The 25,575-nt window shown below is 47.0% G+C and carries 23 protein-coding genes; 8 read left to right on the top strand and 15 right to left on the bottom strand.

From position 1 onward, the window contains the following. Positions 1–174 precede the first annotated feature (174 nt). From H6629_00910 to H6629_00895, 4 genes are read right to left on the bottom strand one after another with little or no spacing between them, the layout of a single operon-like run. Entirely contained in the window at positions 175–1,014 is an 840-nt protein-coding gene (locus H6629_00910; protein MCB9066356.1) for a hypothetical protein, read from the bottom strand. Next, on the bottom strand, positions 1,014–1,748 hold the full coding sequence (locus H6629_00905) for a hypothetical protein (GenBank protein MCB9066355.1): 735 nt from the start codon (positions 1,746–1,748) through the stop codon (positions 1,014–1,016). Before H6629_00905 ends, H6629_00910 begins: the two co-directional genes overlap by 1 nt. A gap of 5 nt (positions 1,749–1,753) precedes the next feature. Then, entirely contained in the window at positions 1,754–2,179 is a 426-nt protein-coding gene (locus H6629_00900) for a hypothetical protein (GenBank protein ID MCB9066354.1), read from the bottom strand. Beyond that, positions 2,176–2,397 carry a hypothetical protein gene (locus tag H6629_00895; GenBank protein MCB9066353.1) on the bottom strand — a complete coding sequence of 74 codons (222 nt, stop codon included), beginning with the start codon at positions 2,395–2,397 and terminating at the stop codon, positions 2,176–2,178. Before H6629_00895 ends, H6629_00900 begins: the two co-directional genes overlap by 4 nt. A gap of 311 nt (positions 2,398–2,708) precedes the next feature. On the opposite strand from H6629_00895, the gene H6629_00890 reads away from it, so the two are divergent. Both H6629_00890 and H6629_00885 read left to right on the top strand, forming a co-directional pair. After that, on the top strand, positions 2,709–3,605 hold the full coding sequence (locus H6629_00890; GenBank protein ID MCB9066352.1) for a GMP synthase: 897 nt from the start codon (positions 2,709–2,711) through the stop codon (positions 3,603–3,605). Positions 3,606–3,640: 35 nt separating this feature from the next. Further along, the gene (locus tag H6629_00885; GenBank protein ID MCB9066351.1) at positions 3,641–4,306 is read left to right on the top strand and encodes a YceH family protein; all 666 of its coding nucleotides are present in this window, start codon (positions 3,641–3,643) and stop codon (positions 4,304–4,306) included. 127 nt (positions 4,307–4,433) lie between these two features. On the opposite strand, the gene H6629_00880 is transcribed toward H6629_00885, so the two are convergent. The 8 genes from H6629_00880 to H6629_00845 all read right to left on the bottom strand — a co-directional run bounded on the left by H6629_00880 (position 4,434) and on the right by H6629_00845 (position 15,935). Further along, the gene (locus H6629_00880) at positions 4,434–5,642 is read right to left on the bottom strand and encodes an alkaline phosphatase family protein (protein MCB9066350.1); all 1,209 of its coding nucleotides are present in this window, start codon (positions 5,640–5,642) and stop codon (positions 4,434–4,436) included. 95 nt (positions 5,643–5,737) lie between these two features. Beyond that, on the bottom strand, positions 5,738–8,980 hold the full coding sequence (locus H6629_00875; GenBank protein ID MCB9066349.1) for a TonB-dependent receptor: 3,243 nt from the start codon (positions 8,978–8,980) through the stop codon (positions 5,738–5,740). A gap of 340 nt (positions 8,981–9,320) precedes the next feature. Further along, complete coding sequence (locus tag H6629_00870; protein ID MCB9066348.1) at positions 9,321–9,767, bottom strand: acyl-CoA thioesterase; 447 nt, start codon at positions 9,765–9,767, stop codon at positions 9,321–9,323. Positions 9,768–9,773: 6 nt separating this feature from the next. Continuing rightward, entirely contained in the window at positions 9,774–11,039 is a 1,266-nt protein-coding gene (locus tag H6629_00865) for a tryptophan 7-halogenase (protein MCB9066347.1), read from the bottom strand. An 87-nt stretch (positions 11,040–11,126) separates the two neighbouring features. Continuing rightward, positions 11,127–11,672 (bottom strand): hypothetical protein, encoded by a 546-nt coding sequence (locus H6629_00860; GenBank protein MCB9066346.1) that lies wholly within the window; start codon positions 11,670–11,672, stop codon positions 11,127–11,129. A gap of 221 nt (positions 11,673–11,893) precedes the next feature. Beyond that, positions 11,894–12,460, bottom strand: coding sequence for a hypothetical protein (locus tag H6629_00855; GenBank protein ID MCB9066345.1), 567 nt, complete (start codon positions 12,458–12,460; stop codon positions 11,894–11,896). Positions 12,461–12,547: 87 nt separating this feature from the next. Beyond that, on the bottom strand, positions 12,548–13,003 hold the full coding sequence (locus H6629_00850) for an NUDIX hydrolase (GenBank protein MCB9066344.1): 456 nt from the start codon (positions 13,001–13,003) through the stop codon (positions 12,548–12,550). An 85-nt stretch (positions 13,004–13,088) separates the two neighbouring features. Then, a complete protein-coding gene (locus H6629_00845) occupies positions 13,089–15,935 on the bottom strand; it encodes a choice-of-anchor D domain-containing protein (GenBank protein ID MCB9066343.1) in 2,847 nt (948 codons plus the stop codon). Between the two features lie 305 nt (positions 15,936–16,240). On the opposite strand from H6629_00845, the gene H6629_00840 reads away from it, so the two are divergent. The 5 genes from H6629_00840 (at position 16,241) to H6629_00820 (ending at position 21,390) form a co-directional block, all read left to right on the top strand. Then, positions 16,241–18,379: a S9 family peptidase gene (locus H6629_00840; protein ID MCB9066342.1), complete on the top strand. Its 2,139-nt coding sequence runs from the start codon at positions 16,241–16,243 to the stop codon at positions 18,377–18,379. A gap of 194 nt (positions 18,380–18,573) precedes the next feature. Then, positions 18,574–18,897, top strand: a complete 324-nt coding sequence (locus H6629_00835) for a hypothetical protein (GenBank protein MCB9066341.1) — start codon at positions 18,574–18,576, stop codon at positions 18,895–18,897. A 180-nt stretch (positions 18,898–19,077) separates the two neighbouring features. Continuing rightward, positions 19,078–19,620 (top strand): hypothetical protein, encoded by a 543-nt coding sequence (locus H6629_00830; protein ID MCB9066340.1) that lies wholly within the window; start codon positions 19,078–19,080, stop codon positions 19,618–19,620. Positions 19,621–19,729: 109 nt separating this feature from the next. Then, positions 19,730–20,101 carry a hypothetical protein gene (locus H6629_00825; GenBank protein ID MCB9066339.1) on the top strand — a complete coding sequence of 124 codons (372 nt, stop codon included), beginning with the start codon at positions 19,730–19,732 and terminating at the stop codon, positions 20,099–20,101. A gap of 116 nt (positions 20,102–20,217) precedes the next feature. Next, positions 20,218–21,390 carry a hypothetical protein gene (locus tag H6629_00820; GenBank protein ID MCB9066338.1) on the top strand — a complete coding sequence of 391 codons (1,173 nt, stop codon included), beginning with the start codon at positions 20,218–20,220 and terminating at the stop codon, positions 21,388–21,390. A 113-nt stretch (positions 21,391–21,503) separates the two neighbouring features. On the opposite strand, the gene H6629_00815 is transcribed toward H6629_00820, so the two are convergent. The 3 genes from H6629_00815 to H6629_00805 all read right to left on the bottom strand — a co-directional run bounded on the left by H6629_00815 (position 21,504) and on the right by H6629_00805 (position 23,963). Then, positions 21,504–22,511, bottom strand: a complete 1,008-nt coding sequence (locus H6629_00815) for a WD40 repeat domain-containing protein (GenBank protein MCB9066337.1) — start codon at positions 22,509–22,511, stop codon at positions 21,504–21,506. A gap of 168 nt (positions 22,512–22,679) precedes the next feature. Beyond that, a complete protein-coding gene (gene hisN / locus H6629_00810; protein MCB9066336.1) occupies positions 22,680–23,444 on the bottom strand; it encodes a histidinol-phosphatase in 765 nt (254 codons plus the stop codon). 15 nt (positions 23,445–23,459) lie between these two features. Then, positions 23,460–23,963: a hypothetical protein gene (locus H6629_00805; GenBank protein ID MCB9066335.1), complete on the bottom strand. Its 504-nt coding sequence runs from the start codon at positions 23,961–23,963 to the stop codon at positions 23,460–23,462. Positions 23,964–24,112: 149 nt separating this feature from the next. Here H6629_00805 and H6629_00800 point away from each other — a divergent pair, with 149 nt between their 5' ends. Next, a complete protein-coding gene (locus H6629_00800) occupies positions 24,113–25,561 on the top strand; it encodes a caspase family protein (GenBank protein MCB9066334.1) in 1,449 nt (482 codons plus the stop codon). The last annotated feature ends 14 nt before the right edge of the window (positions 25,562–25,575 follow it).

Here is a 25,575-nt window from a genome sequence, read left to right as displayed (position 1 = left end):
TCAATAAAATCATGTATATATCGATTGGTGTTGCATTTTTCTGCATTGTGGAACAGGTGCCACAAAAGCACGGAAAAGACGTTAAAATAACGATCTAAATTTATAGTTTATATATATTTAGGTGTGGATAATAATTATTGTTTTCATCAAAACGTGGCAGGGGTTTTTTGCGCGTTAATCCATTGCAAAATGCAATAGTGCTTCCAACACTCCGCCGGAAATTGCCTGCTCCCGGTATCCGAAATAGCGGAAAGCATCGCTTGGCGTATGCTGGAAAATTTGTGCAACGGCTGCCCGGGCTTCGATAATTTTACCGCTGTGGGTTAATCCCCAAATCTGTCCGTCAAACGGCGAACGGATTTCGATGCTGTCCACCCTGCCGATGGCTTCGTTGTAATGCACCATATCACCGATATTTTTGAGGGAAACCCATACACCGCCAATCGGGCTTTTGCACCAGTCAAACGGTTGTTTAAAAAATGGATCGTTGATTGCTTCCGGAATGTGACAGTTGGGTGTGTAATATCGACCAATGTGATAAGTTTCTCGCGTTTCTACCGCAATATGGCAATTTGTGCCGGGCTGGTGCAGCGGAAACGCACCGATGACCAGATGGGCATCGTCGATAGTGATGGGCGAATAATTTTCGGAATAGAAGTTGACGATCACATCCGGCGGCAACGCATCCATTGCGAAAGAAAGATCCGCCTGCGGAATTACCGCAATTTTACGATCTTTCAACAAATATTGCAGCGCCTGATGAATTTTTGACGGGCGATCTTCGCCCTCTGTAATGCCCCATAGCGATTCATCGATGGTTGCTGCGGTAACGTTTTCGAGGATTTTCTGACCCTGGAAGATGGCATCGCCGATACATAAATGATAGCGAAGATTATTCTCGTTTTCATTTACAACGCAAACAATTTCGAAGCCGCTGTTGTGCAGCCGTACAGCCGTAGCACTGGCGATTTCGTTCCCGCCGCAAATGTAAACAACGTTGTTTTTTTTAAACATCATATCGCCGGTAATCGTTTGATCAAATTGGTTTGCAAATCGCCGACAACCACGTTGCAAATGCCCTCCGCAAACAGTTCCCGGGAGAAAGTGATAGCCCGGTTTTCACGTGCGGGCATATTTGCACCGGCAAAAACCAGCATCGCCGGCCACGGTTGTTCGAAAATTTCTTTCACGCCGATTTCGCGATCGGTCAGAAATTCCAGCATCGTTTCCGGCGAATTTCCGGGAGCTTGTAAAGGTACACCAACACCGTCCTGCAATTCCAAATCTACCGAATCCATTTGTTGGATATCAACCAGATAAATCAGTTGATCCCAACATTGGGCAGCCTGCCAGCTTGCCGAATTTTCATTGGGATTAAAACAGTGTTGCATGCTGTTTCCCAATTCCAGCAGTAGAAAGACATCGGGCAACAGCAACTGGATCTCCGCACATTTTTCCAATGGAAACCCTTGTAAATATTGCCCTTCCAGTCGATTGGCTGCGTATAACAAATGGTGGGTGTCAAATTTTTTGTGGAGCACTTTCACCAGTAAATCGGGGTGGGAACAAACCACCATCTCGCCGGTTCCGGGAAAATGTTGCAGCCCGTTGCTGAGCATCAACACTTTTTTGCCTTTGGCAACCAATTCCCGGGCAATTTTTTGACGCAAAAAACCGCGACCTATTCCACCGCAAAATGCAAGGGCGCGGTACTCTTCATTCAGTACAACTTGCTGGGTAATAACCATTTAATTCACTCTTTCGGTTCCGGAATCACGCTGAGCTGTAGCTGTTTGTAATCGGGTTTCGTGGTTAGAATCGTGCGCAATCGTCTTCTTCGCATGAGGATAAAGCATGCATAATCGTAAAGATCGAGGTCCAGTGAACTGTGTTTTTTCATCAACCAAACTGCTTCTTTTTGAGTGCGGCGACCAATCCAGAGCATGCTCAGGTGGGCACCGCTGTATGCAGCATCAACTATTTCGTAAAATTTGTTGGATACGATAGCTCCGTTTTGCTTTTTGATTTCGCTCATGGCATTGCCAATGGCAATGTTGTGCGTAAACAATCGATCGCCTTCGGATAGTGCGCGTTCAAATTCTTTGGCAACGCGAATTTCGACTGGCGTTTGGGGATTGACCAACGCAATCCATGCTGACTGATCGACAAAAGTTTTCATTGATTATTCGTTTCCGGTTCTGTTGGCCGCCGTAAATTCAGGATTTGAACCAGTGGATTTTCCGCGAGAATCAGATCCAGCCGTCCGGATTTAATTTTTTTTATGGAAATTTCCACTCTGTCGCCGGCGTCCAGCCGCAATTTGTCACACACATCGGTTGGTAATTTTAATGTACGACCTTCCTGAATTTCGGCATCAAATGTCGCAAATCGTGTCAAGTTTTATCCCTTCTATTTTTTAATAAAATAGCAATCTTTCGCTTCTCGTTCAAGAATTTTCTCGGTGCGAACCGATTCCGTGGCGCTTTCCTCACCGGTTGATAAACTGCACTAACTGTCGATACCACAAGATTTCCATTTTGCAATATGGGCTGATTATGATATATTGAGCATTGAAAAAATAAAAAAAAGACAAAGATTTTTTAGCTTTGCCGATTATCATAATAAAGAGATAGTTTGTAAAGGCGTTTGGAAAACAATTTGAACATTTGCGCCGGATGTTAGTTTTATCAATATAATTTGGAGTGTTTATGCGTTTGCCTCCTGTAAAAATTGCTGTTCTGGATTTGTATAACAATGAGCCAAATCAGGGAATGCGCTGTATTAAAGAAATTGTGGGGAATGCCAGTGGTTCGGTCGCCAATCGCGGTGTGATGCTCGATATTTACGACACGCGATACAAAACCGAAACGCCGGGGCTGGATTATGATATTTACATTTCCACCGGCGGACCGGGCAGCCCGTACGATGGTGTGGGAATGGAATGGGAAAACCGCTATTTCCGGCTGATCGATGCCATCTGGAACCACAACGAAGGCAATCCCGAATCTAAAAAATTCGTGTTTTTCATTTGTCATTCATTTCAAATGATGGCCAGATTTTTCAAATTTGCCGTTGTGCAGGAACGGGATAAGCGATCCTTTGGGATTATTCCGGTGGTCAAAACGGCATCTGCCGATAACGATTCGCTGTTCAATTTGCTGCCGCGCCAATTTTATGTGGCGGATTTCCGCCAGTTTGAAGTGATCTCGCCCAATGAAAAACAACTGGCGCAACTGGGCGGCAATATTCTCGCCCGTGAGTTACAACGGGTAAACCCGAAGCTCGAACGCGCACTGATGGGCGTTCGGATTTCCAACGAAATGATCGGCACCCAGTTTCATCCGGAAGCCGACCCGATGAGCATGTTGTATCACTTCCGCCAGCCGGAACGAAAGCACCAGGTTGTAACGGAACATGGTGAAGAAAAATATTACGATATGATTGCGCATCTCGAAGATCCGGAGAACATTTTGCTGACCCGGGAAAGAATTTTACCGCGCTTTCTGCGGCATGCCATGATTCAGTTGACGCCCGACGAATATCTTTCAGAAACAACGCTGGAACCGCTCGGGATATTGGATCACAAAGCTGCTGCGAATCAGTAACTGTATCAAAAACAATAGTATAGGGGAGGAAATATATGTCGGAGTTTTCCGCAGAAGAAGTACGCGTTTTGGGTGTTTTGATGGAAAAGCAACTGACCACCCCTGAATATTATCCACTTACGCCCAATGCAATCCGGACAGCCAGCAACCAGAAATCCAACCGTTCACCGGTCGTGGAATATGATGAAGATCTGGTGCAGGATACCCTTCAGCAGCTTCGCAAAAAGCAAATGTTGGTGGTTGTATCCGGCAGTGGCAGCCGGGTTCGAAAATACGAACATCGCATGCGCGAAGTATTTTTTCTGAATCAACGGGAAATGGCTGTGCTCAGCGTTTTGATGCTGCGCGGTCCGCAAACCATCGGCGAAATTCGCAGCCGGACGGAACGAATGGCTGATTTTTCAACGTTAACGGAAGTGGAAGAAGTGCTGAAAGATTTATCCGCAGATACCCGCAAGCCATTCCCGCAAGTGATGCAATTGCCGGTGTGGCCAGGACAAAAAGAGCCGCGCTTTATCCATTTAATGTCCGGGCAGCCGGATATCGAAAAATTGCAGGAAGAAACCACGATGATTATGCCACAAGCCGCCGCCGCTGGCGCTTCCCGGTTAACATTGCTGGAAGAAAAAGTGGAATCCTTAACCGCAGAGCTGGAATCGCTAAAAGAGCAATTCGCAACATTTAAAGAACAATTTGAATAAAAAACGGGGCAAAAGTTGCCCCGTTCTATTTTTTTCTCGCCCAAAATATAATTTAAAATAGTTGTTGAAAGCCGGGAGATTCCTGCCTTCGCAGGAATGACCTGTTGCTTACATCAAATTGGCAGGCCTATTTTTTCAACACAAACGCAATTCGCGACAAATCGCCGTCAAGGTTTTGGCGCGGCATGATGCCGAAAATTTCGCAGAGCAACGGATAAACATCAATATTGCGCACGGTTCCGGTTGGATACCCGCTTTTGAAATTCGGTCCCATTGCGTAAAAAATACCGTGCATGTCCATGTGGTGGTTATCGTATCCGTGGTTGCCGCCGGTTTTGTGGCGTTGCCGGTAACGATCTGCGGAGCCGGTTGTGTGCAGGCTCCAACCCATTTCCGCTATCAAAACAATATCCGAAATAAACGGGTGTTTGGAAAAATGGAAATATTCCGGCACATCCTCACGTTTGTAAACTGCAAAATTTTTGGCGGTTTGCTGCAATTTTTGGTAAACGGAATCCAGTTCGCCCGGTTTGGGTTGAACCATCATAACCGGGCCAATTTCGTGATATTGGCAATCGAAACCATCCAGCAGTTGTTGCACATCGATGATTCGCTCGATATCGACATTGGTCATTCCGTGATCGGAAGTGATCATAATGTTGGTTTTATCCAGCATATTATTTTTTTGCAATCCATCGAGCAGCAGCCCGAGCAACGCATCCAGTTGTTTTATGGCGGCGTTTACTTCCGGCGAATCCGGACCGAAATCATGCCCTTTGCTGTCGGTTTCGTGAAAATACAGCGTGATAAAATGGGGACGCTCAGCTTCCGGTAATTGCAGCCAGTCCAGAACACCCTGAACCCGAGCATCGTACGGGCGGTTGTGTTCGTACATTTCCCGATAAGTGGGGTGGCGATGATCGAGTAAAATTTCCGATCCCGGCCAAAAATAGCTGGCGGTAATAATGCCCTGCCGTTCGGCTGTTTCCCAAAAAAATTCGCCGAGATACCATTTGTCATCCTGAACGGCATCGCGATTGCCCAGGCTGTATCGTTCCCCGGAATATGGATCGAAAATGCTGTTCATGATGATGCCGTGGTTTTGCGGATACAAACCCGTTACCGTTGAAATGTGGTTCGGGAAGGTTTTGGAAGGAAAGACAGGTTCCAGAGAAAGTGCTTTAACACCTTGTTTTTCAACGCGTTCCAGATTTGGCGTTAATCCCCGCTGCGGATAATCCCACCGGAATCCATCAAATGAAATCAAGATGAGATACGGCTGCTTCCCACCGCCCAGTAGAGTAACGGGCAAAATGAGCAGCACTGAAAAAATCAGGTTTAGGAATCTTCTTTTCAATTGGATTTTCCTTTAATGAATGGTAAAAAAAAGGCTCCGTAAAGGAGCCTTTTTTGTTACTCTGTGCTAATATTTTAGTTGAAAAAGTAACGCATACCGAATGACATCCGCCAGCGAGAAGCCAAACCGGCGATATCATAATCATCTTTTCCAACATTATCTTTCCGGTATGTGAATCTGGGGGTTGTACCATCTGCTTCATACCCTTCAAATTGATACAGGAAGTAGTTGTTGAAATCGCCAGGTACGGTGTAAACAGTTCCCCATTTGCTGTTGAGGAGGTTGGCAATATTAAAAATATCAACCAGGAACTGAATACGATGAACTTGTCCACCGGCATTGATACCAACATCCTGACGAATACCGAGATCGAAAGTTGCGCTAAACGGAGCCCATGCACCATTCTTTTCAGCATAACTTCCACGGTTGTTTTTCAGGTAAGCATCTTCTTCGATGAATGCGTTCAGTTGTTCCCACTGCTGTGCAGCCGTAATGGTTTCGCTGCCACTTACATAATCAACCAGATTGATGTCTGATGCTGATTCGGGAATGTAAATCAAGCTGCGGTTTCTGCTGGTGCTGCCAGTTTCGTTATTGAGGTTACGTGCATTACTACCGCCGATTACATAAGAGAACGGAGAGCCTGACTGGCCGTTAAAGAACAGCGAAACAGTTGTAGCCATGTTCTTGTCTGAGGTCCAGTTATGTTTGTAGCTCAGTGATGAAAGGAATCTGTGACCGACTGCAAAGTCTGTCCGGCCATAGGACGGGTCGTTTCTGCCGTTGATGTTCACTTGACCTCTCCATTGGGAAGAGTTTTGTGAGGATGTTCCTTCACTCAACGCTTTTGCATCGCCATAGGAGTATGCCAATGTGCTGTTCAAGCCGAAATCGAAGTTTTTAGCTAATGAAACGGTCAGGTTATAACCATATCCTTTGGACGTATTGGATGCCAGATAAACAGCGCTGTAGGTCGGATCAATGCTGCTTCTTGTGAATACTTCTCTGTTATCCGGGGAACCTGTCCATGTGTAATCAACGGTCGGGTCGGAGTTGATATTGGTGTAATTGATATTATTAACCGTTTTGGTGTAAAGTGCTTCCACGGTTGAATAAATACCAAAAGGCATTTGGAAATCAACACCCAAATTCGAGCGGAAAATTTGGGGGAATTTGAAATCTTTGGTGAAAAGGTCAATTTGACCGGAAGGCACGCTAAAGTTCGGGTTGGTGTATTGATTTTGAATATTCGGGATAAAATCGACGTCACCGGCAATATCGCCTTCACTGACACGTCCCTGAGTAAGTCCGTTGTTGTTGAACATTGCGCCCGGCCAAACAAAGGGGATACGGCTGGTGAACAAACCAGCGCCACCGCGAACGATAGTGCGATTATCACCGTTTACATCATAGTTAAAGCCCAAACGGGGAGAAAGCATAATTTGGCCATCCGGTGCTTTTCCGGCAACTGCGTCTTTCGCAATCGGGTATTTAGCAGCCATCAGCGGCAGCGCAGTGTTATTCAGATAGGTATCTTCAACCGGATCGGAAGTGATAACCGGAATATCGACCCGCAGACCACCCGTTAATCTCAGTTTGGGGCTCATCGTCCATTCGTCTTGTGCATAAAAGCCCAACTGCATTGCTTTAAAGTCTGCTGCTGCTGCGGTGCCGTCGCCAGTAAGGTTATCTACCAACGAATATGCGCGGTCATATTCTTCTGCCGGAGCGCCATTGATAAAATCATCAATGCTGGCAAAACGGTATGTACCATAGTTCTGGCCGATGAACACATTATAAATGTCATAAAATTCGTTGTGTGTTCCAAAAGTGAGGGTGTGTTTGCCGCGATACCAATTAAAGTTGTTGGTAAACGCAAAAATGTTCTGATTCAATTGGTTTGCGGTAGAAAATTCTTCAGATCCAAAACGAATCAGACCGCTGCTTACGTCTTCAATAAATACATACGGAAAATCGCCGGCGAGCGGATCTCTGTCGTCACGAACAGCCACAAAGCTCAAAATCGCGTTGTTAGAATATTTGGACCCAAAATGAGAGTTCAGTTCCAGTGCGGTTGAGTTGGTGATGCTCGGGAAATAAATGCCATTATTAGAAAAGTTAATGGTGCTGCTGCTACCCGCAGTCCGGTCAAATTGTTCAGCTTTTGTATATTGGTGGCGCAAGGTTAAGTAATGGTTTCTGCTGATGTTATAGTTCAGTTTACCAAAAATCTTTAAGCCATCAAGATCATCTGAAACATTACCGAATGTTCCGGGGTCGTAGCCATAAGTGTTGATAAGATGGTTACGCAATCTATTCAAATCGGATACGGAATATCTGCCGGCAACGGATGTGTAAGTTTCTGTTTCAAATGGCAGCGGTGTTTCGTCTTTTTGAATTTCGACGTTACCGAAGAAAAAGAGTTTGTCTTTCATGATCGGTCCGCCGAGGGAGAAACCGTAAACGCGTTTGGAAAAATCATCTACTTTTTCGCGTTCGATGCCCAGGCGATCGGCAAGTGTGCCGTTTGTTTTTGCAACCAGGCTTTGATTTTGCAGATAGGTATATGCAGTACCTTTAATGGTGTTTGTACCAGATTTGGTTACAGCGTTAATACCGGCACCCGCAAATCCGCCCAGTGTAACGTCGTACGGAGAAAGCACGACTTGCAACTGATCGATAATGTCAACGCTAAAAGGCGAAATACCTGTTTGACCACCGTTTGTACCGGATCCGGCCAAACCAAAAACGTCATTATTTACAGCCCCGTCGATATAAATTGCGTTGTATCTGTTGTTGATACCGGCAAATGTTATACCTTCGCCATATTGGCTGGACTGAGGGGTGAGCCGTACGTAATCGTTTAAATTACGATCGAGCGACGGAAGTTCTTCAAGGTTTTCGGTCGAAATTTGGGTACTTGTTCCAGAATTCTCGCCGACGGAGCCCGGTTTTGAGACAACTGTAACGCCAGCGATCTCAATTGCAGCTTCTTTCATGCTAAATTCAAAATGCGATGTCACACCAAGTTTAAGATAAACATTCTCTTCAACCTGATCATTGAATCCAACATATGATGCGGTGACTGTGTATGGACCACCAACCCGCATACCGGGGATAGTGAAACGCCCGTCAATACGGGTGCTGGCGCCATATCTCGTTCCCGATGGATTGTGAACCGCTACAACGTTTGCGCCAACAAGCGGTTCGCCATTGTCTCCGTTTACAACACCGGTCATCGTGGCAGTGGTATTACCCTGTCCGAAGAGAACGGCGGTAAACAAGGAAACAAAAATTACGGTTAAAAATTTTTTCATTTACTCCTCCATAATTGGAATTAATTATAACTAAGCTAAGCGTACATAAAGAATTTCCTGATTGTAAAAAATAGAATGCAAAGATAGGCGAGCAGTATTAAGATTCGATAATAATCCTCCTTCAGATTTATTAAACTTTTTCATCGAAATGTCGTTAATAAAAGATTCCGATGCTCAATACAGCCGCGATAAGTTAAACTTTGCAAAAAATCTTATCAAGATAATTTTTTCATCGTTCCGGCAAGCGCCAGAACGCATAACATTTTTCAATGCTCAAGTAATTGTAAAAGTGTTAGTTGCGGTTGGGGGATTGTTGGAAAGGAGTGAAAAAAAAGTTGTATTATTTTGAGATTACAGTGATTTTTTCGGCGATTTCTGCCGGAATCGGGCGGGCTTTCATCGATTTTGTTTGCGGATCCCAATGAACGCACACAACCGCAAAAGCACCTGTGGCAACGGCTTCCAGTGGCTGATCTGCAGATTGCCCCTGAGCACTCATTTTAAAGATTTCGAAACGGTACGTCAGCTTCTTCTCTCGTTTTTCCGTGACATAGACATGCACTTCCAATTCATCCTCAAAATGCAGCGGTGCCCGGAAATTGCAATCCACATATACACGCGGAAACCCATATTCGCTGTTTCTTGGGTGAATGGAAACACCCAGCGACCGGAAAAACGCGTGTTCAGCCATTTCCATATAGCGAAAATAATTGGCAAAATGAACGATGCCGGCCGCATCTGTTTCAGAAAATTCTACCCGTTTGCGATAAATAAAATTCGGTTCCAAAATGCCTCAAACTGTTTCTGCGATCAATGGTTTACCGTGCGGTAAATCAGCCGGTAATTCGGCAAATTCGCGCATGGCGTTAAACAATTCGTCGTAACTGCGGTCGGTTTTTCCGATCAAAATATCGGTCACATCCGAGCGCAATTGCGGATATTTTTCAAAAAATGAACGGAAGTTAAATGCATCATTATAAAAGGCATAGACCAGTTTTCGCATCGCTTCCAGATTGTATCTGACCACATCGCTGTACTCCGAAAATTGCGATGCGCGGAAATTATTCTGCTGCAAAGCGATCTCCACTGCATCTGCAGCCAACTCCCCGCCAACCAGCGCGAGCAGCACACCGGTTGAAAATACCGGATCGAGAAATGCGAAGGCATCGCCGGCCAGCACAACGCCATCGGCAGCGCAATATCTGGATCGATAGGAATAATCGCCGGTCACCCAAAATTCCCCGAATTGTGTGCCAGGTGCGAGGTGGTCGGCAATCCAGCGATTGTTTTGGATTTCGCGCTGAAAAATTTCCTGCGGATCGCGGGTTTCGCGGTAAAGATACGATTTTTCCGCCACAACGCCAACGCTCACCACATCATCCGCCAGCGGGATGTACCAAAACCAGCCTTTTTCGGGAATGTAGGCAACGGTGGTTGCGCCTTCGTCGATGCCCGCATCGCGTTTGGCACCTTTGTAATACGTCCAGATCGATACTTTTTTGAGTTGATCATCCATCACCCGCCAGCCGTTTCTGTTTACGAAAAAGCTGTTTCTGCCGCTGGCGTCGATGGTTACCGGTGCGATAAATTCGTTGCGATCGTCGTTTTCATCTTGCGCAATAATGCCGGTTATCGCGCCATCGTTTTCCAGCGCTTCGCGAACGCGCCAGCCTTCGAACACATCAGCGCCTTTTTCGCGGGCGTTATCGAGCAACATTTTGTCGAATTCGCTGCGGCGAACCTGCCAGGTTTGCGCGGCGGCGTGATCGAGGTGTTCGCCAAAATAAAATGGCTGCGAAATATTGCCGCGCGTGCTGGCAAATTGCACGCTGTATTTTTTGGTGAAATGGGTTTTGCGGAGTTTTTCAACCATCCCGATGCGATTGAGCGTAAAATAACAATACGGCACCAGCGATTCGCCAACGTGATAGCGTGGAAAATGCTCTTTTTCGATAACGGCGACACGGCGTCCGTTCATCGCTAAAATGGCCGCTGCGGTCGCGCCGGTTGGTCCGCCGCCGATGATCACAACATCATATCTTTGGGTCGATCGGTTCATTTTCAAAATCCTGTTTGTCGGACATTCACTCATTTCCAAAACGGAAACTTTAACCTAAAACAATACTCAAAATGCTGCAACCGATTTCTATTTTGGGGATGTTTCCGGCAAAATTTCAACCACTTCGACCAGCGGTTGACCGTCCGGCAGCAACAGCCGGTTCAGCCGCCCGAACAGCCAGCGTGATTGCGTCATGCCGAACGCCCGGTTGATGACCGCATCCGAAAGTACCCGAAAAAAAAAGAGCGGCTCGCTGCTGTGCGGCAGCGGATGATCGCGTAAAATACCGCCAAGCGGCTGCCGGCAAGCCAGCGTTTTGCTGCGGATTGGCTCAGGAAATTGCAGCAAATGAATGCAGATCGCACCAAACAAAACCGGTTCATCGTTTTCGCAATCGAGCGTTACCATCCGGTGCAAATATTCATCTGTAACGGTTTTGTGCAATACGTTCAATGCGATATTCTGGCGATAAAAGGATTCCAGCGTCGGCGTCATATCATTGCTGTGCGCCAATAATTGCCGTTGCGGTTGGGGAATTTCCGTTTCAGGAATTTCGACAAATGGCGGTGAATTTTGGCGGATTCCCGCATACAGCGCTTCGAGAGGAAAGAGTGTGTGAAAATCATTTTTCATGAGAGGCATCTAAACTCGATGGTATGCTCGGAAATTCCGAAATTAGGGTTTCTGCCAATTGGTTTTACAGGTTACTGTCATACGCAAAAGTGTCGTGTGTGTTTCCTGTTAAATGATGATTCGCCGGTTATTGAAATTAAAGAACTGCAGTGTAATTTCGCAAAAAGATGTATTTTTTTGTGGTGAATTTTGTGGACTGTCGACGCAACACATCCGTTTCTTCAGTCGTGTCCTTCATCCTGCGTCGGCCTGTCGGCGGGCAAATCGCGATGTTCGATCGGGCATTCCAGAATGGCGGCAATTTTTTCTGATAATTCCTGAATAGCGCCGGCATTACCGGCGGAAATCAGCGAATGTGCCGAGCCATTCCGCATTGCTAGTTGCAAATTGTTGCGCGTTTTTAACGGATTGCTGAGCCAGCGGAGGGCTTCCACTTCGCTGAAACTTGCCAGATATTGCCCGTTTTTTTCAATGATACCGCGTCCGCCGTGGAAAAAATATTTTTCGCCGACCAGCGCCATTCGGGCATATTTCAACAATTGCGGAATCAGAAATGCGACCGGCACCAACAGAAAAATAATCAAAAATGGGTCGCGTTCGACCACCATCCGGATGCGCTCAAAAATATTGATGGTGTCGCTCTCGAAAGAAAGAAAAAGAATGCCGTAATACCAAAAACATGTGAATATTAGCAAAAACAGGAACGGCACAATTGCCTGCGACCGCGATCGTTCGATCGTTAGTTCGCCCGGAACGGGGCTATCAATTTGATAATATTTAATTTGCATCGCCAAAAAATCCTGCTGCTTTATTTGCTGATATGTTAGCACAATCGCCGGTTATTTGCAAACATGGCTGGATTTGCAGCTATTGGTTCAGTTTTTTTTCAGTTTTAATATCAATTGTTCCGCCGCCGCGAAATCATCCGCTTTGAACCCGACTTTCGGATCGCCCAAATCCACGCCTTGGTTTTGGCGAATTTCATCAACGCTCACCCATGCGAAATCGCAGTGTTCATCGGAAAGCCGCAGCGTTCCGCCGGTAATTTCTACCAGATAATCAATTGCCAGCATAAATTTACCCGGCTGAATTTCGCCAAACCAGGTGTCTGCGGTTTGCAGGACGGTTACATCCAGCCCGGTTTCCTCCCGCACTTCGCGGATGACGCCATTTTTTGGATCTTCATTTTTATCGAGCCGCCCGCCCGGCGGTGCCCACAGCAGCGGCGGATTGTTGCGTTTGAGCAGCAAAAATTTACCATCGCGATACACATATCCGATTACCGCAACAACGTGCGTAAGTTTCATAGATTCATCAGTTGCGTTACTCATTGTATCTCCGGATGTTGTTCAGCGAAACATAAAAAAGCCCTCGCCAAAATGGCAAGGGCTTTTGCAGAAAGCGATGAAAAAATAATTATTTCAATAAAATCATCCGTCGCGTTTCCCGGAAATCACCGGATTGCAGCATATAAAAATACATGCCGCTGGCAACAAGTGTGCCGCCTTCGTCTGTTCCGTTCCAGGCAATTTGATGAACACCGGCGGGCATTGTGCCGTTTGCCAATGCTTTCACCAATTGCCCTCGAGCGTTGTAAATGTTCAGTGAAACCATCGCATCCACCGGCAAACCAAATTGAATCGTTGTGGTTGGGTTGAACGGGTTGGGGTAATTTTGGCGCAGCTCAAACGTTTCAGGTACAGCGGCAATTTCTTCCGTTGCCTGTGGTGATTTCGGCAAAATAGTCGCGCTGTGCGAAACGATCACCACATTTTTTTCAATCGAAATACGATCCGCGACAATCGATCCTTTGAAATAACTATCATCTTCCAGTTTGACTGTTGCGTTTGGCGCAATCAGGTTGCCGCGCATAATAGCTTTTTCGCGAATTTTTATGTTGCGATCATCGCCGCAAAATACTGTAAAATCTGCAGTTGAGCCGCCGGAAATTTCCACTTCGGCACGTTCGTCGAGTTGCAAATCTTCCTCCAAATAAATATTCACAGGACCGCCGGAAACATCAACCAGCAGCTTTGCCCGCGATTGGAGCGTCAAATCTTCCGCAAAATAATCGCCGCTGCTCAATTGCAGCGTGGCGCGGTCGCCCACTTCAATATCGTCGTAGCTGCCGGGCAACAATATTTTTGTGCTGCGTTTTCGAACGTAAATATCTGTATTTCCTGAAGAAAACTCGGACAATTGCGGCATCGGAACCGCATCGACAGATTCTTCCAAAATCGAACCGTTCACCATGCCGTCAATATCCGTTTCGGGTGAAATGACATCGCCATCGACAGTGTTGCGCTTTTCAATTTCGATCGATTCGACAGCGGAGATGTTGCCGTAAATAACACCATTGCGTCCTTTTTCGATCTCGACTTTGTCGTTCGAATGGATGTTGCCATGAATTGAACTGAATTTTTCGATGTTGATCCGTTCATTTGCCAACAGTACAAAATCTTGTGCCGGTGGTGGCGAATTGTCGATGCCTTCACCGGTCAGTTGAATTTCGACGATTGGCGAATCGGGATCATCGCTGGAAATGTTGATGCTCGCTGCAGTTGCGCCAATTGCTGAGGGTGAAAACGTCACGTCAAACGTTGCGGTATTTCCCGGAGAAATGATTGCCGTCAGCGTCGGCAAATTGGCAATTGCGAACGCACCGCCGGGATCGGAAATGGCGGAAACGTTCAGATCCGCGCTGCCGTTATTGTGGATGGTGACGGTTGTCGCTGCATTTGCGCCGAGGGTAATTTGCCCGAAATCGATCGCCGTCGGCGAAACCGCGATGTCCGGTTCTGTGCCGACGGAAACGCCGTTTTCGCTGCCGGGTGTCGGCGCAAAAAGGGCGTATGTGTCGCTATTGCGAGCGCCACCGCTGCCATTTGGAATGCGCTGCATCGATTCGCCGATGGCATTCCCGTTGCCGTTTTCGTTGATTTGCGGTTGTCCGGCGTTCAGCAAAGCGAGCAATTCTGTGTCGTCCGCATCGTCGGTATCGTACACCATCGCATCAATCAAATTGACGGTGGAAACGGGGGTTCCGTTGGGAAAATCTGCGGCATCTCCCGCGAAAATGGCGATGGCATCCGCTCCGTTTTGCAAAAAATTATTGTTGAAAATCAAATCCGCATTGGGCACGGCAGCATTCCCGGCGACAAAATAACCGGCGGCATTTGTGGAAAATCCGTCCAGATCGTACGCGGCGTACGAAACATCTGATGTGCCGTTGAAAAACACCAGCACCAGCCCGGATAAATCCGTGTTGCCCGTTCCGCCATCGAACAGCTCCACAAATTCTGCCATGTCCGTGCCGTCCTGATCGCTGTCCACCTCGTTGATGACCACCGGAACTGCGGGCGGCGGCGCCGTTCCTTCACCGGAAAGCTGGATTTCGATCGTCGGGGAATCCGGGTCGTCGCTGGAGATGGTGATTGTGGCGTTATCCGCTCCCGCGTCTGTGGGCAGATAATTCGCATCGAACGAAACGGATGAACCGGCGGGAATCGTCGCTGACAAAACCGGCACATTGGTGAGCACAAACTCACCGCCGGGATCGGAAATCGCACTGACCGTTAACTCTGCGGTGCCCGTGTTGCTAACGGTAATTGTTGCCGGACCTGCCGCGTTGCCGATTTCCACCGTCCCAAAATCAATCGCCAACGGCGAAACCGCGATGTTCGGCGCCGGCGCTGCAGCTACAAAACTTTGCGAATTGTTGATGCTGCCGAACGTTTCCGCAGCCGCCGGATTCCAGCTAAAATTTTCGTAAATAGTACCGTTGCCGCCAAGTTGTAAAGATTCGCCAACCGGCGAAGTTGTCGGTTCATTTACAATAATATCGGTGCTGGGCAAACCGGTTGCCGGACCGTTTGTTGCGGTAAATTCTCCGTCGTAGCTCAAAAATTGGATAACATTTCCCAAATCATCCACCAATGCCAATCCGTCGGGATCGCCATTTTGGATGCCGGCACGGAAAAATGCCAGCGTGCCAAATCCGTTGTCCTGATCTGCAATAACGCCGGATAAATTGATGGTTCCATACGATGCGCCGGTTGCCCCGTTGTAAAGCACAATTTGCCAGCCGGAAAGATCCGTTCCAGCCGGTCCGGCAATTTCAACACCTTCGCCGATATCAGTGCCGTCGTTATCGTAATGGATTTCGTTGATGAACACATCTGTGGCACTTACAAATGTGCTAAATACCAGAAATAACAAGAAGATAAGCGCGCGTGGCGCAGGGTGAACTGTCGCATGAAACATGCCGTTTCCTCCTTTTTGCGTTAGCATAAAATGAGTGTTGATGATTTGAAAAATATCAAATCATTGCGACTGCATCGGATTTCCGCTGCAAATCGATCGAACAACTGTGATTTTTAGAACTTTGGGGTGTTAAATACGCCATCAATAAATGGCATAAAAATATAAGTATCCAGATTAAAAAATCAAACCCGAACTTTATAATTCCGAAAAAATAGAAATATTTCATCCATTTGATGTAATCGGGAATAGTGGTAGATTTGTCTTTCGCAGTTTCCCTATTAACTACTATTCAATCGAGGTGAATTATGTTTGCCTACTTAAAAACGAAACACATTTGGATCGTGCTGATTTTTTCAATAACATTTTGGAATTGTTCACAAACGAAACAGGGGAGTCCCGTGCCACCAGATGTTGAAAAAAAACCGGAAAAATTAACCGCCAACGGCGATACCCGCATCGATAATTATTATTGGCTAAACCAACGCGAAAATCCGCAGGTGATTGAATATCTGGTTGCGGAAAATAATTACACCGATGTTGTGCTGGCGCATACGAAAACGCTGCAAAACACATTATTTGATGAGATGGTCGGAAGAATCAAGCAGGATGACCAATCCGTGCCATATCAATACAACGGTTATTATTATTACAATCGCTACGAAACCGGCAAAGAATATCCGGTCTACGCCCGCAAAAAAGGCAGCCTGGATGCCGCCGAAGAAATTTTGCTGGACGTAAATGAAATGGCGGAAGGTCATGATTATTATCAACTTACCGGTTTGGAAGTGAGTCCGGATAATCAACTGATCGCCTTTGGTGTGGATACCGTCAGCCGTCGGCAGTACACACTGCACATCAAAAATTTGGCAACGGGCGAAATTTTGGCCGATCGCGTGCCGAACACAACCGGAACATCCACCTGGGCAAACGATAATCGCACATTATTTTATGCCACAAAAGACAGCACGCTGCGCCCCTACAAAATCATGCGCCACACCCTGGGCAGCGATCCCGCCAGCGATGTGGAAGTGTTCCACGAAGCCGATAACACATACGATTGTTATGTGTATAAATCCAAATCCGAGCAATATATTTTTATCGCTTCCAGCAGCACGCTTTCATCGGAATTCCGCTTTTTGGATGCGACAAATCCCAATGGCGAGTTCAAAATTATTCAGCCGCGCGAACGCGATCATGAATACGAAGTGTTCAATTATCAGGATAAATTTTACATTCTCACCAATCTGAACGCCAAAAATTTCCGGTTGATGGAAACCTCTGTTCGCAACACCGGAAAAGAAAATTGGACAGAAGTGATACCGCATCGCGACGACATTCTATTGGAAACGATAGAAGTGTTCAATAATTATCTCGTTTTGCGCGAGCGAAAAAACGGGCTGCGCCAATTGCGGATCATTAATCAACGGGATAAATCCGATCACTATCTCGATTTTGGCGAACCCGCTTACTCCATTTACAGCGATATCAATCTCGATTTCGACACCGATTTGCTGCGCTACAAATACACATCGCTCACCACGCCGATGAGCAATTACGAATACAACATGAAAACGCGCGAAAAAAATCTGCTCAAACAGGATGAAGTTTTGGGCGGGTTTGATCCGGCAAATTATGTTACCGAACGGCTGGAAGCCACCGCTCGCGATGGTGTTAAAGTGCCGCTTTCCATCGTTTACAGAAAAGGTGTTGAGAAAAACGGCGAAAACCCGTTGCTTCTGTATGGCTACGGTTCATACGGCATCAGCATGGATGCAACCTTCCGTTCCGACCGGTTGAGCCTGCTGGATCGCGGATTTGTGTTTGCCATCGCGCATATTCGCGGCGGTCAGGAAATGGGCAGAAGCTGGTACGAAGACGGCAAGTTGCTCAAAAAGAAAAATACCTTCACCGATTTTATCGATTGCGGCGAATTTTTGATCGAACAAAAATATACCAATCGCGAAAAAATATTTGCCCTCGGCGGCAGCGCCGGCGGTTTGCTGATTGGCGCGGTAGTCAACATGCGCCCGGATTTGTTCAAAGGCGTGATTGCGGCAGTGCCATTTGTGGATGTCATCACAACCATGCTGGACGAAAGTATCCCGCTGACAACCGGAGAATTTGATGAATGGGGCAACCCGAAAGACCCTGTTTATTATGAATATATGAAATCATATTCGCCATACGATAACGTGGAAGCAAAGGATTATCCCGCAATGCTGGTGACAACCGGATTGCACGATTCGCAGGTGCAATATTTTGAACCTGCCAAATGGGTGGCAAAATTACGGGATCTGAAAACGGATGATAACCCCTTGCTGATGCATACCCAAATGGAAGCCGGGCACAGTGGCGCATCCGGTCGGTTCGAAAAATATCGCACCGTTGCGCTGGAATACGCATTTTTGATTGATCTGGCAAATGCCGACCAATCTGCAAAATAACGGATCGATTGATATTGCAGGTTGCTTTTCTCAAATAATATGAGCCGGCAACCTGCAATTGTTTTTGATAAACAGATGGTTTTTTTTAGGTAACCCCAACCGCTTGCCCGATTAAAAAATGTATAAATTTTCAAACAAAATTGTGAAAAGCGCATGAAATTGGCTATATTTGACAGTTCAAAACCGGAGAAATAATGCGCACCTTCACATTCTGCTTTATTGTATTGCTGCTCGTTTTGGTCGGTTGTTCCGGTTCATCGCGATTGGATTGGCAAAAAGTAAACGACAATTTACGGCAAGAAATGGCTACACTGGCAATGGCCGGAGATGCCGGAATATTGACAGTTAGCGGCAAAACCCGCACCGATTTGACAGATTCGCAGCAGCAATCGTTACAAAAAATTGGCGTCACCATAAAATCTCACAGTGGCAATCAATTTGTTGCGGAAGGTTCGTTGCAACAAATCGAGCGCGTTGCCGGTTTGCCCTTTGTGGAATGGCTGCAACTATCCCGATAAATCCGGCGTAAAGCAAACGGATATTGCCAAAACATCAGCAAATCACAAATCTTTCCCATTTTTCGGCGGAATCGCCGTATCAACGAAAAAACAAAATTGCAGAAAATGACACTTCCTGAATTGTTAGACGCATGCAGCGATGCACAATCACCCCAACATCGTAAGGGATGGTTGTTGTTTATGGACCAATTCCAACCCTACATCGAACGAAAAGTAATTCATTATTGCACCAAATGGAATGTGCCGCGACTCGGTTTCCAGTTCAATGAATGTGCGAATGATATTCAAGCCCAGGTATTTGAGATTCTTTGCCAAAAAGATTTTCGGGCGTTGCGCAATTTTAAAGAGCGTGACAATGAATACCGTTTCATGAGCTACCTGAGTGTGATTTGTCACAACGCCACCGCGCATTACATGAAAAAATATCTCAAACATTTGGCGGATGTCGAAACGGATGACCTGCGCCAGCTTTCCACGGAAATGGCGGACGACACTCGTGGTCAGCTATTTGAATACGTTGTTCACCAATTACGCAGCACCAAAAAAAAGCTCCCGAAAAATTTTGAACGCGATCTAAACCTATATTTATTGTATGTATGGGGCGATTTCAGCAAAGAAATGATTGTCGAAATGCCCGCTTTCCGCGGACAAATCACACCAAAAATGGTCGATCTCGCGGTTTACCGGCTTCGCGGATTGCTGCGCGAACTGGAATCGGAGTAATTTCATTTTTTTTGAGAAAAACCAAAAGCATTCACCTCTTATTAGTTAGTGACGGCGATCACGGCAAACGGAGCCGGAGCAAATGGACAAAAAATGCGAGAGGTGCATTATGAATGTTGAGCCAATTATCATCGGAAAAGGGCTGGCGTTGTTCGAACGCAATTTTGGTAAATCCTCACCATCAGACCCACAAACATCAGTGCCGGAAAAATTGAACAATGTCATCGGGTGGTGGCAAGATGGGTATCATCAGCTCAAAAACGGAGATCCGTTTTCGAATGATTTTTTGCAAGATGAAACCGTTTACGCGGAAAAAATACGCTACGAATTATTGAGCAACTGGCTGGAAACCAACACCGCAATGGATTTTCATCGCGTCAGTGATGGGTTGCTGCGGGAGTTGAACAACGATTACATTTTTTTTGAATATTTTTGCGAAGTGATGCGCGGTTATTTTAATGAAAAAGAAATGGTGCTTTAGCTTGGTTTGTGTTTTATCTGAAAAAACATGGTGAGATGCAGGTGCGGCATCTGCGCCGGAACGCGACAATAAATTGACGTAAACAAACTTGTGGTGAGTTTGAAGGAGAAGTAGAAATGGGAATAAATTTAACATATGAAGACCTTGTTTCCTGGTTGGAAAAACCGGAAAACAATGCATCCGGACAAAAAATAAGGCAGGAAGCGGAAAATAATCCCCCAACCCAATTATTGATTAGCTTGATCGACGAATGCCGTTCGATGGTCCAATCAGCCATGCTCATCAAACCGGATGCGGTGCTGAGCTACGAACAAATTGACGATCTGTTAACCCGGCTGCTCGCTGCGCCGACAGAATCAGACGCCCGGCAATTTTTGGGGCAGCTCCGGTTTTTGCCGGCATTTTTTCGCAAACTGAGCATTCGGCTGGAACTGATTTCCGAGGAAGTCAACGTTGCGGAAATTTCCAAAATTAGCCAACAATTCGGTTATCAATCGCCAACGCGGGAAAACCTGCTCAACATTGTGCCAACATTGCAACAGCAAGGGTTTGCGCGTACCGAAAACCCGGCAAAAAATATTGTATCGATGCCGGTGTTCAACTGGCAACGATGGGCATCTGCCGTTGCTGCCGTTCTCCTGATCGGGGTAATCTCATTCTGGTCGCTGACGGACACAAACGCCGGATATATGGGGATTTACGACAATCAATTGCCCTACCAATTTTCGCAATTCGAATTGATGCCGATGGAACAATTGCGCAGCCAATCCGGATTGCGCAGTTCATCCCAATCGCTCGAGGGCAATTTTCAGGCGCTGGCAGCAGTGATGACCACCAGCCGGGAAAATTACGAAGCCTTCCGGTATTCGGGAATGGTAAAATCGCTGGAAAATTTCCAGCCGGTTGCGGCTATTTTGGAAGATCAGGTTGCCAAAGCTTCTGTAGAATCAGATAATGTCGATCGGGAAATGATAAGCCAAACGCAGCGATTATTGCAGGAATACCATTTTACGTTGGGGTTGGGATATCTGGCGCTATCGACATCTGCAAAAGCCGCGCCGGATGAAAGCAGCCGCGAATCCTTTCAAGAGCAGGCGATTTCCAGCTTTGAAAAAGCCAAAAATCTGGCTGAAAAATTTGCGTTGCAAACCTCAGGTCGCGAAATTTTTTACACCGGATTGGCAGAGCGTTTTCGCGGGGAAATTGAGTTGGCAAAATCGTATTTCGAGCAAATTCCGCCGGAAAGTATTTTTTATGAACAGGCACAAGAGGAATTGGGCGATTTGTAAAATTGCATAGGTTCCGATAAAAAACACCGCAACTGAAAATTAAAATTCAACAAAAAACGCGCAGTGATTTAGCATCGCTGCGCGTTTTTCTTTGTTGGCTATTTCTAATAAAATCAGGGGTTTGTGGTTACCTGTGGTTGCAGTTGATTGTTTCCCGAATCCACAAAAACGGCAACCCGCTCGTTGTAAATCCGTGACCATAGCGTGAGCCGGCCATCATCGCCACCGGAGAAATATTTATCGCCAAGCCCGTTAAAACAGAGTGCATTTATGGAGCCGTTGTTTGTCTCGATCAGGCTTCGGCTTTTACTATTTTCCGTTTCCCAAATGCGGATTTGCCCGCTTTTATCACCGGAAATAAACCCATCGCCGGCAGGCGTAAACGCAACCGTTTTTACCGAACCTGAGTGACCTTTGTATTCCCGCATTTTTTTCCCATCACCGACGCGCCAGCGAATAATGGTTTTGTCATTTCCGCCGGAAAGCGCCATCTGCCCGTCCGGGCTGAGCGCTACGGTCAACACACCACCGCTGTGACCTTCCCACGTTGCCAGCGGTTCGCTCAAGTCGATTCGCCAAAGTTTCACGGTTCGGTCCAGGCTGCCGGAAATAAAATAAGTGCCGTTATTGGAAAAACTCACCGATGTTACCGAAAAATCGTGACCTGCAAATATCCGGACGATTTCGCCGGTTGTGCTGTTCCACAGTTTGAGCGTGTTATCGTGACTGGCTGAAAGCACAAATTGACCGTTCGGCGAAAATGTTACCGCCATTACGGCGCCGTTGTGACCTTCGAGCATTCTCAACAAATTTCCGGATAAGGCATTCCAAAGCTTGATGGAGCCGTCTTTGCTGGCAGTTGCGATGGTTGATTCATCGGGCGACCATTGGGCAGATGTGATCCAAAATTCGTGGGCGGGAATTTGACGAACCAGTTTTTCGCTTGCCACATCCCAAATGCGCAAAATATGATCTGTGCCAGCGGATAAAACAAATGTACTGTTCGGGGAAACGGAAACTGTGTTGATGGGTGAGGCTTCTCCGGGCGTGTTCTCCTGTGCGTGCATCCAACTGATCAGCAAAATGGCACTGACCATTATTCGTAGCGGCTTTTTTTGCAAAACGACCTCCTTGTATCATCTCACGATGTTAAGAAACGGTTACAACTTGGCTGCAAATAACATCAAATGTGAGCTGCGTCATGTGTCTAAATCACAAACTTGCCAATGGGATTTGAAAAAGAGGGGAGTCCGGAAACCGGAGGTGCAATTTCCGGATAATTTTTTGCGCTAACGATTTAAAATATCAATCACTTGCGGATGGAGGGCGGGATTAGCTGCCACAATGCTGTTACCGCTAACAGGATCGTTACCCTGCCAGTCAGTAATCACGCCGCCGGCACCGCGAATAACCGGAACCAGCGCCAGTAAATCCCACGGATTCATTACCGGATCCATCATTAAATCCGACCAGCCGGATGCGACGAGCACGTAACCGTAGCAATCGCCCCACGTGCGGGTGAAACGGGTTTGCTGCATCAGTTGATCGAAATTTCTGGCGGATTGGTATTTGCCCACCGCATTCACATCGGTGGTGAGCAGTACGGCGTTTTGCAGATTTTCCGTGTTACGCACCCGGACCGGTTTTCCGTTCAACAAAGTTTGGCTGCCGTCGCTAATGCACAATTGGTTGAGCGCCGGTAAATTGATTGCGCCGACAACCGGTTTGCCGCCGTGCAGCAGCGCGATGAGGGTGCCGAACAGCGGACAACCGCTGGCAAACGATTTTGTGCCGTCGATGGGATCGAGCACCCAGACAAACTCAGCTTCAGCGTTCGAATTGCCAAATTCCTCGCCGATAACACCGTGTTCCGGATATTTGCTTTCGATGAGTTCGCGCATGCGTTTTTCCGCTGCGCGATCCGCGATGGTTACCGGACTGGCATCGGATTTTGTTTCAACTTCCAGCGATTGATTGAAATACCACGGTTGGATTACGGTTTGGGCGGCGTCTGCCAAAATTTTGGCAAAATCAAAAAATTGTCGATACGACATCGTTTCTCCTCAATTTTACTGTTCGTAAAATAAGGGAATCGACAGGGCAATCAAAAAAGTAATTGTGCTGAAACCCATAAAAATCCAGCCGATTTCAACGCAATATTCGCGAATGCCCAGTTCGCCGAGCAGGTAAAACCAGTCATGTTTGCCATTGCCGAGCAGGCGGAGCTGGCGCACTTGCGCATCCGCCACGTAAACGCTGATGTTGATCCAATTTTGCCCGAGCCAGGCAATCATTATTTGAAATCCGGTGCGGTAGTCATTCTGCCAAAAATAAAACGCCAGGAACAGCGGAAAAATAATCTGCATCAGCGTGCCGCCGAGCGCATAAATAAAGTTGCCGAAAAAGATGAAAAAAAAGTGCCCTGCTTCGTGAATCACCAAATCCGCGTTGTCGATGAGTGTGTAATTCCCGCGTGTGAGCAAATAATACAGCGAAATTGGCAGCAAAATCAGCGAGGCAGTCCATTTTTTGAGCGGCGCTACACCAACGAAATAATATGCGATAATCCCCATTTTTGCCCCTTTTTAAAAAATAGTATCGAACAAAATCGAGCGATCATCAGCCGGAATTCCGTACGGGATGTTTGCGGTTGTCTAAATGCGGATCAGCCATTATATTCATTTGTGAACAACAATTTCAGCACCATTTTCGGTGGGACAATATGAATTTCCCGAAAACATTTTTTGTATATTTGGCGATTTTTCTCGCGGTTAACGGGCAAGGTGTTGCCCAAAACACTCGCGGGGCAGTGCCGATTTCTGTCGATCGGGATCGCTCGGAGGCTCGGACGGCGTTGGTGATCGGCAACGGCAGCTATCGCGATTCACCGTTGGCAAATCCGGTGAACGACGCAACGGACATCGCCGCAAAATTGAAAATATTGGGTTTTTCGGTAACGCTGCTCACCAACGCAAACCGTTCGGCGATGATCGACGAAATTCGCCGGTTTGGCGACCATTTGCGCGATCGCAAAGGCATTGGATTGTTGTTTTATGCCGGACACGGCATTCAGGTGAACGGGCGAAATTATCTCGTTCCGGTTGATGCGGATATCATTCGCGAACACGAAGTGGATGACGAAGGTGTGGATCTCGGGCGGGTTCTCGGCGAAATGGCAGATGCACGTAACCGTCTGAATATTTTGATACTTGACGCCTGTCGCAACAACCCGTACGAACGCAGTTTTCGCTCTGCCGGACGCGGATTGGCGTCCATCGATGCACCGCGTGGCACGTTGATCGCCTATGCCACAGCGCCCGGTTCTGTCGCTGCGGATGGCAGTGGGCGCAACAGTCCGTACACCGCAGCGCTGCTCAGACAAATCGTTTCGCAGGGCACACCGGTTGAAATTGTGTTCAAAAAAACGCGGGCGGAAGTTATCAGCAGCACCAACGGCGCGCAAATTCCGTGGGAATCGTCATCGCTGGTTGGCGATTTTTATTTTGCGGTTGCGGGCGAGACAACCGAGTCGCCGCAGCAAACGGAGCGCCGGCGATTGACCCGCGAGGGACTTATCGATCCTGCTCTTGCGTTGGATTCCCCAAAAAACACGACCGAAAAACCGGTCAGCGATGCTGCCGCAGAACAGATTCGCAGCACACCCCAACCGGTCAGCGAAGCGGAGTTGAAAAATATTGCCAATAATCTCAATTTAAATATAAAAAAAATACAGGATGATTTTGATCCAAACACACAAACGTATCGGTTAAGCGGTGCGGGATTCGAGAACCAGTTTGAACCGGCTGCAAACGGGCAGGTCATCATCGATCGCAACAGCAATTTGATGTGGCAGCAGGGCGGATATTCCGGCGAGTTTGGGTTGAGCTTAGCTGCCGCCCGGCAATATATTAAAGATCTCAACTCACAAAATTACGCGGGTTACAGCGACTGGCGATTGCCAACTGTCTCGGAAGCGCTGACCCTTTTTGAGCCGGATAAAAACAGCTCAGGTCTGCATATTCACAGCTATTTTTCCAACCGGCAAATGGGTTTGCGAACGTCGGATACGTTCCCGGGTAACATGGGCTGGATTGTTGATTTCGATTTTGGGGAGTGCTCTGCGGTGCCGGATTATTATCAGATTTTTGTCCGCGCTGTCCGCAATTTATAATAATTTGTGATAAA

The sequence above is a fragment of the Calditrichia bacterium genome (genome assembly GCA_020634975.1).
Classification (GTDB): domain Bacteria; phylum Calditrichota; class Calditrichia; order RBG-13-44-9; family J075; genus JACKAQ01.
This window is presented reverse-complemented; position numbering and strand designations above follow the sequence as displayed.